This is a genomic window from Teredinibacter turnerae T7901 (genome assembly GCF_000023025.1).
GTDB classification, from domain to species: domain Bacteria; phylum Pseudomonadota; class Gammaproteobacteria; order Pseudomonadales; family Cellvibrionaceae; genus Teredinibacter; species Teredinibacter turnerae_B.
Genome location: NC_012997.1, coordinates 4,034,568 through 4,047,104, shown reverse-complemented (window position 1 = coordinate 4,047,104; position 12,537 = coordinate 4,034,568). Strand labels below are relative to the sequence as shown.

At 41.3% G+C, this 12,537-nt stretch carries 10 protein-coding genes; all 10 read left to right on the top strand.

Annotated features, from left to right (window positions below; genetic code table 11):
- Positions 1 to 131: 131 nt before the first annotated feature.
- The 10 genes from TERTU_RS16185 to TERTU_RS16125 all read left to right on the top strand — a co-directional run bounded on the left by TERTU_RS16185 (position 132) and on the right by TERTU_RS16125 (position 12,457).
- Positions 132 to 1,130 carry a hypothetical protein gene (locus TERTU_RS16185; RefSeq protein ID WP_049772823.1) on the top strand — a complete coding sequence of 333 codons (999 nt, stop codon included), beginning with the start codon at positions 132 to 134 and terminating at the stop codon, positions 1,128 to 1,130.
- A gap of 561 nt (positions 1,131 to 1,691) precedes the next feature.
- Entirely contained in the window at positions 1,692 to 2,102 is a 411-nt protein-coding gene (locus TERTU_RS16180) for a hypothetical protein (RefSeq protein ID WP_228378177.1), read from the top strand.
- A gap of 1,057 nt (positions 2,103 to 3,159) precedes the next feature.
- On the top strand, positions 3,160 to 3,474 hold the full coding sequence (locus tag TERTU_RS16175) for a hypothetical protein (protein ID WP_015818465.1): 315 nt from the start codon (positions 3,160 to 3,162) through the stop codon (positions 3,472 to 3,474).
- 115 nt (positions 3,475 to 3,589) lie between these two features.
- Positions 3,590 to 6,265, top strand: a complete 2,676-nt coding sequence (locus TERTU_RS16170) for a hypothetical protein (RefSeq protein ID WP_015819803.1) — start codon at positions 3,590 to 3,592, stop codon at positions 6,263 to 6,265.
- Between the two features lie 828 nt (positions 6,266 to 7,093).
- Complete coding sequence (locus tag TERTU_RS16160) at positions 7,094 to 8,647, top strand: alpha/beta hydrolase family protein (RefSeq protein WP_015820731.1); 1,554 nt, start codon at positions 7,094 to 7,096, stop codon at positions 8,645 to 8,647.
- A 445-nt stretch (positions 8,648 to 9,092) separates the two neighbouring features.
- Positions 9,093 to 9,449: a hypothetical protein gene (locus TERTU_RS21840; protein ID WP_143876293.1), complete on the top strand. Its 357-nt coding sequence runs from the start codon at positions 9,093 to 9,095 to the stop codon at positions 9,447 to 9,449.
- A 689-nt stretch (positions 9,450 to 10,138) separates the two neighbouring features.
- Positions 10,139 to 10,423, top strand: a complete 285-nt coding sequence (locus TERTU_RS16145) for a hypothetical protein (protein ID WP_041590283.1) — start codon at positions 10,139 to 10,141, stop codon at positions 10,421 to 10,423.
- Between the two features lie 439 nt (positions 10,424 to 10,862).
- Positions 10,863 to 11,204, top strand: a complete 342-nt coding sequence (locus tag TERTU_RS16140; RefSeq protein ID WP_041590447.1) for a hypothetical protein — start codon at positions 10,863 to 10,865, stop codon at positions 11,202 to 11,204.
- Positions 11,205 to 11,990: 786 nt separating this feature from the next.
- Entirely contained in the window at positions 11,991 to 12,155 is a 165-nt protein-coding gene (locus TERTU_RS21470) for a DUF1328 domain-containing protein (RefSeq protein WP_015820981.1), read from the top strand.
- A 17-nt stretch (positions 12,156 to 12,172) separates the two neighbouring features.
- Positions 12,173 to 12,457 carry a FliH/SctL family protein gene (locus tag TERTU_RS16125; protein WP_041590281.1) on the top strand — a complete coding sequence of 95 codons (285 nt, stop codon included), beginning with the start codon at positions 12,173 to 12,175 and terminating at the stop codon, positions 12,455 to 12,457.
- Positions 12,458 to 12,537 lie beyond the last annotated feature (80 nt).

Sequence of the window (12,537 nt, the reverse complement as noted above, 5' to 3'; positions counted from 1 at the left end):
ATCCAAACTATTGACAGATATTTTAAATCCTCCTAGAATCAGCAACCATGACCACAAGTAGAGAAACCCAAATCTGCCTCGATGAGACTCCGTTCTATCACTGCTATGTGCGGTGTGTGCGGCGGGCGTATTTGTGTGGGGAGGATTTTTCTACGGGTGAAAGCTATGATCATCGTAAGCAATGGATTGTCTCCCGCCTCAAATTCCTGTCGTATATTTACGCTATTGATATTTGTGCCTACGCGGTCATGAGCAACCACTACCATGTAGTGTTGCATGTGGATAAAAGCCGAGCGCAGAGCTGGTCACGTACCGAGGTTGTTGAGCGGTGGATGCAGCTCTATAAAGGCGATATGTTAGTGAGTCGCTGGTTAAAAGCGCCTGCAACATTAGACGAGGCGCAGCGTGATGCCGTCTATTTAAAAATCGAAACCTGGCGCGAGCGGCTGTTTGATATTGGCTGGTTTATGCGTGGCGTCAATGAAACTGTCGCGCGTATGGCCAATGCGGAAGAAAATTGCAAAGGCCGTTTTTGGGAAGGACGATATAAAAGTCAGGCGCTGTTGGACGAGGCCGCATTACTCAGTTGTATGGCGTACGTGGATTTAAACCCGGTGCGCGCAGGAATGGAAGAAAGCCTGGATACCAGTGATTTTACGTCTATTCAGCAGCGCTTAGCTGAGTTTGCCGGCAAAAAACGACAACTTAAAAAATATCCGGAGCTGGCCGAGCGCACCGAAAAACAAGCGCGCTTAAAAGCGGATTTAAAACTGGATAAACAGCCTGAAGCGCCGCTGATGGTTTTCGACGGTTCCAGCCATACGGATATTCATGTGGCCTTGCCCTTTACTGAGCAGGTTTATTTACGCCTAGTAGATGAAACCGGCCGGGTTTTACGCGAAGACAAGCGCGGTGCCATACCCGATACTATAGAACCCATTATCGAACGCTTTGGCATAGACCCTAAAAACTGGCTCGAACACGTGCAGAATTTTTCGCGGCGCTATGGCCGCTGTGCCGGACATGTTGTGCGTATGCGGGCGTATGTGGAGCGCTATGGTCTGCTAGCAACAAAAGGGATGAGCACATCTAAAGCGTTGTATGGCGGGCCTGTTGCTGTTCTTCGCTAGTGTCCTACCACCGTCCCAAAAAAATTTTAGTACGACGACTGCTAAGCAGTGTAGCCTGTAACCTAAAATTCACATCAAGCAAATAAACAATTTTTAGCTTTTTATGCGCGTGTGTCCCAACAGCCGTTTGCTGCTTAGCAAAAGTGGGATATTCACTGGGTTGGACAATTTTTGGTCGCCAACTGGTGTAAATCAAAGGCCGACACTTATAAAGTAGCTTGGTTCCATTTTGGCTGGAACAATTGTCTCTATTATGATCTAATCGAACACTGAACAAATACAATACCGTCTAAGATACTGACGAGGAAGTAACATATTTTGTAAAGGAAGGTATTTCCTGTGTTTGATTTCCATTCATTGGTTTTTTTTCGAAGCCCATCAGTACGCAAAGTAAGCCCAAAAATAAATGTAACCGTTTGTCGGCTTATATTCTGCTCTATTTACATAATTTTTTTCGCTGGCTGTAGTAGTTATTTTGGGAAGGCAAGCCCTTCGGCCGTAGTACTAGAGACGCCTATCGATCACAGGATGCATTTTCGAGGTAAGGGAGCTGCTGCGGGCATGATGATGGCCGGGAGCATGGGGCCGATGGGGATAGCCATCGGGGTAGCGATCGACGAAGGTATTGCCAAAACTATAGGCAAGGCTGTGCTCACATCTGATGTAGATATCCCTCGGTTACTAAGTAATTCGATCACTCAAGTCGAAACTCAAGAGCCCAAAGTGTTTGTGCTTAAAGAATACGGTTTTGTAACCACAAAAAATGGGGTCACTGGGTTAGATGATCCGGTAATACCTTATTGGGAGCTGATAGACAAAAGTTCGAGCAAATTGTATAGCAGTGTTGAGCATTGTAATCCAGCAGCAATAGAGCTCGAAATAATTAAAATCGACGGCATGGCTATTCGTCGCGCGTATGAGGACATAGCTATTTGCGCGCAAACGGTATTAGAAAATATAGTTAAAAGTTGATTTTACAAAAAGTAGAGATTCCAGCAAGTTAGGTTTTTCAGCTACACACGCCTGGGTTGCTATAACACGCTATCTGGTAATCGCCTAAATTGGTATATTACTGCATATCGTAATGAGAAAATTTGCAATGTCTATTTTCATACCTCCGAATATGGTTTTCTCTTAAAGAAAGCGGGTGGGGGTATTTAAATAGTAGGCTGCACAAGAAGAACCATAAATTTTGGAGTAACTCTCTAATAATACGGATCGTTTTTTCGAAGGTTGCAATGACCGACCTCTTTTTGACGCTAGGGCACTGTCGACGTTAGATAAACATAGAAAAACGAGTGAAAAGGGTATTGTGAAATTTTATCTCCGGTCAATTTCCGCTTTAACAGATGCCAAAACTCTTTGGCATTTTCCAAGATGAGTCAATAAAAATTCTCGTTCGTCGATTTTTGATGGATGACCGGATAAGTAGAAAAAATATAACCGGAGAAAACACACTTTTTTACGCCTGAAAGCTCACTATTATTAGCTGGTCGGCGCAACATAGATGAATATTGCATTTATCGGAAGCTGATTTTTTGAAGGTAAATAGAATCCCAAGGTTTGGTGTGGATGGAGCTTTGTATTTTTATTCAAAATATAAATAAGGTTGGGGTAATCCCGCAATGGCAATTATGTAAAACGTAAGCACGTTTTTTTTGTGAGTCGTGGTTTCAATATTTGCCTAATGCATAAAATCCTATAATCCCACTGAGAAGAATAGAAAATATAACCGAGATTTGGGCGTCATCAAATATAAGCTTGGTAAACTTTAACTGTGTCGAAAAAAATCGGCTAAGAATGTTGGAGTAGCATTGGCTAAATATGATTTTTTATGGTGGTATTCTGAAATTTATATTTTAGGGTGGCTGCGCTGGACTAAATCTTGAGCAAAATATTTGTGGATTAATTTCCGAAAAATGAAATTTTAACAAATGAATATAATTAGAGCGATAGACCAAAAAAAGTGAGCGATTGTTAGTTGTGTGGAGTGGTTGTTTTATTGTTATTTGGGGAAATTGGAGGTGATATGAAACTTGCTGTTTTTTTGATGTTTGTTTTTTCATGTTATCCCTGCTTCGCATACAAGCAGGCAGAGGGTTTTATAAAGGAAATATATGTTAATAGCGATGGATCTATTGCATTGAAGTTGCATGAAGGATTTAGTTCCGATGTTGCGGCTGAGTGTCCAGGTCATAATGGCTACGCAGGGGTTGGAGTTTCTGATGGGGTTGTAAAATCGATGTTGCTAGCGGCATACACGACTAAATCAAAAGTTAAGCTAGGCATCACCGGTTGTGATAATGCTTGGCTAAAAATATTTGATGTAAGAGGGTATGACTAGAATGTGCTTAAAAAACTAATTATTTGTGGCTGCTTCATGTGGTAATTAGTGTGCTTTGCATTAGCAAGATGGTGTCGGATCCAAAGCGTTGGGTTTTATCAAAAGTAGAAATTAAATGGATAAACTGATAATGAATTATATAAAGTGTGGTGTTATTTCACTCATCATATCTATCTGCTGTAATCAGAATGTGATGGCATTTAAGTATAATACCCACGTATGGATATCCCAACAAGTGATAGATGACCTCGCTAGTGATGGCGCAATCACCATCGATATCAACGGTATAAACTATCATTTTCCTGTCGAAGCACAGATACGAGACGCAATTCTAGAAAATCAAAGTATTTATCGGATGGGAAATATTGGGCCTGATGTAGCGCCTGATGTAGCGGTAGGTCAGTTTTTGATACATCCAGGGACAGACAGTTACGGAACTGATACTTGGGCGATGAACCTTGAGGACTATATTCTCAAAATCGAAAATCGTGTTTCGGATGAAGATTGGTATGCATATCAGGAGAACCTCTGCGCACAGAGGGAGTACGGTCTGGACGATATGTGGGGATACATTCAAAACCTAAGCGACGACGATTCAAGCTCCGAAAACGAGGGCGAACAAAGTACTGGAGAAGCAACAGGTTCGTATTTAAGTTTTGCAAATGAGTTGGGTTTGCTCGATACACTGGCGGGGGAAATTAGGCAAGGGCCAATCGATGGTCCAACACATCAAGGCCAGATAAACGCCGCAGAATTGGCTTATCATCGTGGTTTCTTGGGGCATATTGCTGGCGACACGTTTGCTCACAGCTATGTAAACCATTATTCCGGTGACGTATATTGGTTAACAGATGGTGAATTAGATGTCGAAAAACGTCATGTTGCAATTGAATCATATATTGATAAGCATTTACCACCTTTACCTCAGGGCAAAGGCTACAATCTTATTGAATCGCCCTCAGAATTTCTTGCTAATGCATTTATTTTTAACAGACAAACTGCTTTCGATATTGCTACAGTCGACGGGGATTTTCCATTAATACATTTTCTTGCAGTTGAAAGACTGCGCGCCGCTATACGAAAAACGGCTTCGAGCTGCGTGTGGACAGGTATAGAGCGGTTTGCCGGCCAAGTCGTTATTAACCAGTTAACCGGGTATACCCCCAACGAAAATCAAATTCAGGCCGTTAATGAAGTTCTTGAAGATGCAAACCAGCTAAATTCGAATTTTTTGGATGAGTTAAATGATCTTTTTCATAAGTTTGACTCGGAGGTGCGAGGCGCCTACCTGGATCATTCTGAAAAACTTTTGAACAACTTTGACAAGGCCAGTGGAAGTATAAATACTTTTCGCAATATAGAAGAGGAGATAAATAATTATACAGATGAAATGGCAGCCTTAGTCACGTCAAATGCATGTAACTTGGAGAGGGATATCACTGAGTACGTTTGTTTTTTGTGGGTGCCTGACCCAAAACCGTTAAATCCGGGTCATCAGAAATGTGCGCATGGTGAACTGCAAATAATCACCCCGAGCTGTGCTACTCATACGACCTATCAAACGTTTAAGCAAGCTCGGGATGATTTAATTGCTTCACGGGATAATGACCTGGATGAAATGGTTAACGCAATTCGATCGGATATTGAAAATCTTCGGGATTCAATGGTCGCAATACACGACGCTAAAAATTCTGTTGAGAATTTAATCAACTATTTGGCCACGTTTCAGCTCGATTCTTTAGATCCTTTTAAAAACGCTCTAAAGCGTTGGGATCAAAATATTACGACTGCCATGATTGCATGGATAGACGCAAATGCCGAGGGCGCAAAAAATGCGATGATTGCTGCAGAGAATCCTGTAGAAGAAAGTGATAGGGACTGTTACAAATTATTTTCCGGAATTGGGGATTGCTTGGCTCACGAAGAACCCGTGTTAGACCCCCTTATAGACTGGTTTGGAATTTATGGGCCATCGTTGATAGGAATTCCCTCTGAGATGACCATCGCTATGCGCGATGTAGGTACAGCGTTTTCATCTATCCGTTCCTTAGTAGATGGGACCGCGCGCACAGCGCATATGTCTTCATCTGACCCCATATCACGTTTCTTATTGACCATGGTCGAAAAAAATATAAGTCAAAATATATCATCGATTGACGTTGTGGATGAAATTGTTAAATTCGTTGGAGATGAGGAGCAAGAAAAACTTTACGAGGACGCAATGGCTATTTTCTCTCTAAAAATCGATGATGAAATTATAAATCGTCAGTTCGCCATTGATGAGAGTGAAAAAGGTTTGGTTAAATATAGAAATTTTGCCGACCAACTTCGTAAGGATATGAAAATAAGCAGTGACGGAATTATCGATACAGACCGATTTTCAGCACTAAAGAATGCAGTGACCCTATCGAAATTGACATTGTTGAACGATGCTCAACTAAATCAGGTGGCAAGCCTTGCGGGTATTCAGCTTCCTGCATACGCACCATATAATCCACGTAATATTATTTATGGCGCCATCAAAAATATTGATGGACACGAGCAGTGGAGGCCCGAAGGACATCCCTTGCCACGAGATGGAACCAATTTCTATGAGACATCAATGGCTGCTGAAGCCCCTTACAACAATATATTTGGCCGCTATATCGACTCAGGCGAGTCAGGATTCAGGTTTTGGCAGGGAGATCAAAACGCATCAAATTTTAACAAATTATTTCAGATGCCTCTCCACGAAGACGGGGGTCTGGATCCGGCTGTGCTCGTTGTAATTATCAATAGTATCTTGCTGTAGAGTTCGAATGTTAAATATCTTTTTAAGGGTGTGTATTTTAAACGTAATTCTGTTTCTGGCTTCCTGTAAGGGTTGTCCCCATCATCGGGAGGTGTATGTAGTTTTCCACAATACAACGAACGCCGAGGTAACAATTGAATTCAGGTTAATGGAGAAGGAGAATATCAATAAGGGTGAATTTAGTTATTTTGTCGAAACATTTCAGCCTGACGAAATTAAAGATATCAAGATTTCTGAATATACAGTCTATTATGGTAGTAAAGGATTTTCTCTACCCGAATCAGCATGTTCTGATAAACCAACTCAAAGTCTATATATCACGCCAAATGCGTATAGTTATTCTACTTTGAGTAACTTTATGCTATGCGAGTGGGAAACTTTGAATTATATGGGAATGTACCCCATAGAAATACATTACACCGACTCACAATGTGAAGCAGGTTATGTCAGAGCGTATAATGGATTTTAATGACTTAGACTTTTCTGAAGTATTGTTGAGATACGTAAAGCCAGGTGAAGCGACTCTATGTCGCTCCAGGCAATTCACGCTGTGATGCTTCTGCTGAAGTATCCCATTGTGTTAAACCTCAAATCGGCAATGTTTTTTTGTGGTAAATAAAAGGGGACATTCAAAAAGCTAGTATATACGTTAGAATAATTGCAGCAGCAGAGTAAATAGCGTTCTGTTGGGGTTTTTTAGCGTTACCTTCATGAGAATATTTTAAAAAGGTCTAGTTGGGGTTCATGAGGTGGGTTGGTTGATGTTTGTGTCAGGTTTTATTGTAGGTTGATAAACAATTTTGTGGGCAACTAAAAGGAATTAAATTAATGAAACGGATTTTTTATTCGATATTTTTTCCATTATATTTTTTCTCAGTTCAAGTTTCTGCTATCTATTTTACAGACGAAGAGCTAGAGAATGATGTTGAAATTCGACAATGGGTTGAAGGGTACACAACGACCGAAGAACCCATACACTGGGACGTCGAGATTACGCCTCAATTTTTGATTTTACATGGGGAGGTGGCTACGCCTATACGGTACGGGTACGAATACAAGGTAAAAAATAAGGACTATGGTAGTTATAGAATCTCAAAGGGAACTGTCGAGAGCACCACATTAACACCCTTGGTTGTTTATACACACCCAACTAACACAACATTCAATAAGCGTCCTACGCTGTTCGTGTCGTTTTCAGGTGCGTTCCAGGAGAGTATTGAGAGCTGGCAGATCTCAGATGTAGATGCGAGTGGTGGCGTTGTCGATACGAATGCATTTGATTTACAAGCCAGACTGGAAAGTGAATTGGGCGGCGTATTACAGTACAAGCATATTCTAGCTGATTGGGATGATACGCGACCGATGGACGGTCAGATAGAGCAACTCGCTGATGTAATCCAAATGCTATTGAAGGGAAAATCAACTGCGTGGAATGTTGTACTTGTTGGACATAGCAGGGGAGGGGTATTGGCGCACGAAGTTTCATTGCGTTTGGCCTCTATGCCAAATATGGCAAACTTGTATTTGATTCTTTTGGATCCGACCGCGGCAATTGCACAGGGTGACAATTTTCCGCGCGCGATAGTACAACGTATTGGCGCTAGTGGATTCAATATTTTAGGGTTTAATTTCTACGATGGTGATGGCTGGACAGATGTTTTTGGAGTCCCTATTTCGGCGGGTACTGACTCTGATCGAAATGTGAGTGGTTATCTTAATTTACTTATCAATCATCTCGGTCATAATCAATTTCCAAGTGAGTGGCTCAGTAGCTATGGCGATGCGTATTTTAAGCTATCTTACTTGTTGCAAATGCTGACCAGTAATGTCAATAGCGGAGCATTTCCCGCCGAAGGCGAGAGTGGCGTTTATATTGCGAAATCTAGAGCTAGACCTGTTCACATTGCGGGAAGTTTCGATTTTACCGGTGACGAATTCACTGCTGAATTTGTCGTTAATACCGAGTACTTGTCTAGCAGTTTCGAAGGATCTCTGGGCGAGGATGGTGCTAGTGTAACGGCAAATATGATAATGGCAACTGCCTACGCGTCACTGAAAGAAGACAGGCTGGAATATTCTACCTCAGATAGTAGTTCACGAGCGTACGGTTCATTTACCAAAAGTGGTTTCGATACGCATATGGAACTGCTTGGGGTCTACAAATCAAATACCTCGGTGAACATCAACGGCAACGCTAGCGTAAGCATTCAAGTCCTGAATGAAGAGGTAAGCGTTGATGCTAACTTGGATTATATTCAAAATTTAGGAAAATTTGTTTTTGGCGGGAACGGAGGGGACATACCTGTGGACAAATTTATTGAAAAGGTGGTTTCTAGCGGAGGTGGTATAGTTGATTCCATTGCAGATTTTTTTGGGTTCTAACTTCTCAAATAATAATATTGATTGATTTGAGAGGGTTGTGTACAAAAAAATAACACGGACCCCCACGGGCGGCGTTCGTTTAACATCAAAAAATAAATAAAAGAACGGTTATATTTGCGTCCTCTAATATTGGCTTGAGAAAGTTCGCTGAAGATTTGTGTTCGTAATATTGGCTTTATCTATTATGTACATCGGTGGTATTTTTACGCCTAGGTTACTTGGGAGCAGTAGTGAAGAGGAGTGTGTTGTTTTGGGTTCAAAATCGTTGAACTAGCTTTAACCAGCCTTTACCAAAAAAGGGAGCAATATTAACAGAGCCTCTGATGTCAAAAAATACTATATTGGATTATCAATTGTTGATTAGGTATCGAAGTTTTCGCTGCTATCCCCTTGCTTTCTTAGCGAGTGAACGTTGACTAGCCGCCAAATTTTATTGGTAAAAAATATGAAGATACTACTATTTGGATTGTTTTTATTTGGTTCGTTTCCGTATTTTTCTCATGCAAACACTACGTGCAGAGGGCGTGTAGAGTCGGTTTCGCTTCACCCTGTTGGGGCGTTTCTTCAATTTAATTACGGCTTCGGAACTCAGATGCATTGTAAATTAACAGAGACATGGAATGATGTTTCCAAAGAAGTTTGTACAGCGCTGTTTGCTCAGCTGTTAGCTGCTCAACTTTCAGGAAGAAAAATAGAAGCTAGGTATAACGATGATTTTGAATGTAGCGCAGATAATTTGGGCGATTTCGAGAAAACAAAGCATTTAATGTACTACATGACGATTATTGGTGGTGATGTTTAGTTGCTAATCGGGTCTATGTCGTTTTATTAAGGCTATATCGATTAGTGTGTTGGTTTTATTCGGGTAAGCGGTGGCATGAACAGATACTTTTTTTTGGTGGGAAGCTTGTTATTTTCGGTCGTAGCAAAGGCCAACTATTTTTGTGTCGGAGATGTTTCATATTTGGGTGTTTCGTCTGATGGCACGCTTGCATCTTCGAACGGGTTCGGAGTGCACTACTTATGTAATGTTTCTGAAGATTCTTGCAAAGTATGGAGTTCCTTAATAACGGCCGCAAAGTTGACCGATAGGCAGGTACGTTTTTACTATCAAAACTCGACTCGATCTGGTGAGAATGGTGAGTACTGCTCCTCGATAGGGGACTGGCTAGTTCCCGAAGACAATGTATATCATATCGAACTGCTTTAAATCATCTGTCTCCAATCGCTTGGCTGATTATAAACACTTACATATGACGGGTATCGATAGAGTGAAATTGCGTAAGATCAGTATTCTGGGGTTTTCATGTGTAAGGCTACGCCTATAAAAGGAGTTAGAACGCAACTAATCTTCGCGGAAAATTTCAGCCTCCGGCTTTTAGAAAAAAACGGTATTTTTCTCGGTAAGTTAGAGCTGGTCAAAATTGCTTCCAGTATTTTGAGTTTATTGGTTACCACGATAGTCAAGTTAGTTGATTGGGGGTCTTTTGAATGAATAAGTTTAAAACGTTTGTTTTGGGTTCTATCTCTTGTATGTCACTAAACGTTTATGGGGGAAGCGCAGAACCGGGTATGGTAAGTAATGTGCACTTTCTCGACAACGGAGTTGTTTTGTTCTACACAGATGGAGCGATTGGCAATAATGTCCCTTCTTGTGCGGTAGCACAGCCTTCCCCCTGCTTTGCTATAGACGGTAGTACAGATGCTGGCAAGGCTCAGCTATCTGGTTTGTTATTGGCTTTTGCTACAAGCAAGCGGATTCAGATTTACGGTTAAAAATAATTGTGATGTCTGGGGTGATACGGAAACGGTATATTATTTTAAAATGGTTGACTAGTTTATTTCGAAAATAAACTTAGATTTTTATGCAATAGATTAGTTGTCAGCTAATTAGCGGTGATAGACGATCGGGTGGGGTCTAATCTGCTTGTTGGTTACAAATAGGTGTCAAATTATACATCAGGTCGTGGCTCAGGTTGCGGTAATGCATAACATAAAACACAGGCTGTAAAATTAGTTGAATAATGTAGTCGTGTAGTAATTGTTTCACAGTACAAGTGAAAGCTCGTATTTATCCTACAGCGTAAAGCGGATGTATGTTGTTGGAAATGCGTCAATACCCGAATCTTCATTTTGATGCTCATAGTATATGCTTGGATAATATTTTGGTGGTTTTTTTGATGCCATTTAGGTTTAAATGGGTATTCTTATTAATATGAAAAAATATTTAGTATTGTTTTTAGGGTTGCTGATTACATCAAATAGTCAGGCGGCATTTAATAAATGCACTGGTGTTTATGTGGGCCGTATTGGCTTGGATAGACAGGGCGGTTTGAATAGAGTTGTGTTTCTTGAAAAGCCGGGAGATGTTTCAGGATCTTTCTGGGTACTTTTTACCGATTGGGAAGCAGAACCTAAACAACAGGCATTATCGGTATTAATGGCTGCTAAGCTTTCTGGTCACCGAGTTGATGTTTATACGGCCGCCGTGAACAACTGCAATATTGGTGAAAGCGGACAGGTTATGGTGAGTTTGGAGCTAGCTACTAATCCATAGAATATTATTATCCAAGTATTATTGGGATCAAGTGTGGGAGTAAATGTTGAAAAAGTACTTTGTATTTTTGGTTGTTCTCGTAATTTCTTGCACAGTGCGCGCTGACTACGACAAGAATTTTGATGGGAAGATAACTCAGGTTCTTACTTATACGCACGTGGACGAGATCCTCATCCGAGTTGAGGGGCAACCTACAAACCATCCCGTCTGCACACTTTTTGATTATATGGTTATTGATAAATCTGTTAGTGTCGAGCGCCGGCAGGTAGTGCTTTCAAGAATTTTGCTGGCATACGCATCAGGCGAAATCGTCAATATAGGATATGACAGTAAAGATGAGTGTATAGAGGGTAGAATTAAGGTATATCGGATTGGATAAAATATACTTGCATTCTCAGTCCGAGATTTCAATTCACTATATCTATATGCTTGCTACCTAGCGCCTGTCGTATTTGGAAATGCCGGTTTTGGGTGCTAGGCAATCTCCATTGTTAACGGAGTGCGCTAATTTGCACTCGACACTTAAATCTCTGTTGCCGGTTAAGTGTTTCGAGGGGTAATCAGTTTTTATGCTCTCCTTCAACCTGTGCAAATCTTTCAATCTCCAAGCCTCAACTGAATATTTTACAAATCCATTTCTCGAATTCTTCGTTATATTTTCTTCCCTCTTTATCAGGTAGGTTGCTATCTTTTTGATTTATATGGAAAAAATATTCATATCACAAAATTGGCACATCTCTAGCAGTACTCTTAGCGAACCACTTTAAACGGTAAAGGAGATTGATCATGTTTAGTTGGGCACTTGTATTTCTTATTTTTGCTTTGGTTGCCGGTGTATTAGGTTTTACCGGTTTGGCAGGTACTGCTTCCAGCATCGCTTGGATCTTGTTTGTTGTTGGTCTGATTGTATCGCTGATCTTCCTGGTGGCAGGCCGTCGACCTACGGTGTAGGTTAACTATCTTCATGCGTGAAGATAGTTAAAAAGGGAGCTTTCCCCAAGGCTCCCTTTTCTTTAAAGCAGGAAAGCAGGAAAGCAGGAAAGCAGGAAAGCAGGAAAGCAGGAAAGCAGGAAAGCAGGAAAGCAGGAAAGCAGGAAAGCAGGAAAGCAGGAAAGCAGGAAAGCAGGAAAGCAGGAAAGCAGGAAAGCAGGAAAGCAGGAAAGCAGGAAAGGATTTATAAAAAAGCCGCAGCTCTATCTGCGGCTTTTTTCGTGGGCGGAAACATTTACTTAACTGGCTTCCCCATCGGGTAACACAAAGGCAAGCCCGGGTTGGTTGTGAACATAGTGAATGTGATACTGGAGTTGGCTTGCTGGTGGGTTTTTCGAGGGCG

Bases quoted from the DNA above. Each gene is read 5' to 3' on its own strand.
- TERTU_RS21470 (WP_015820981.1), top strand. From the start codon at position 11,991: ATGTTTAGTTGGGCACTTGTATTTCTTATTTTTGCTTTGGTTGCCGGT.
- TERTU_RS16160 (WP_015820731.1), top strand. From the start codon at position 7,094: ATGAAACGGATTTTTTATTCGATATTTTTTCCATTATATTTTTTCTCA.
- TERTU_RS16170 (WP_015819803.1), top strand. From the start codon at position 3,590: ATGGATAAACTGATAATGAATTATATAAAGTGTGGTGTTATTTCACTC.
- TERTU_RS16180 (WP_228378177.1), top strand. From the start codon at position 1,692: ATGATGATGGCCGGGAGCATGGGGCCGATGGGGATAGCCATCGGGGTA.
- TERTU_RS21840 (WP_143876293.1), top strand. From the start codon at position 9,093: ATGAAGATACTACTATTTGGATTGTTTTTATTTGGTTCGTTTCCGTAT.
- TERTU_RS16175 (WP_015818465.1), top strand. From the start codon at position 3,160: ATGAAACTTGCTGTTTTTTTGATGTTTGTTTTTTCATGTTATCCCTGC.
- TERTU_RS16145 (WP_041590283.1), top strand. From the start codon at position 10,139: ATGAATAAGTTTAAAACGTTTGTTTTGGGTTCTATCTCTTGTATGTCA.
- TERTU_RS16140 (WP_041590447.1), top strand. From the start codon at position 10,863: ATGAAAAAATATTTAGTATTGTTTTTAGGGTTGCTGATTACATCAAAT.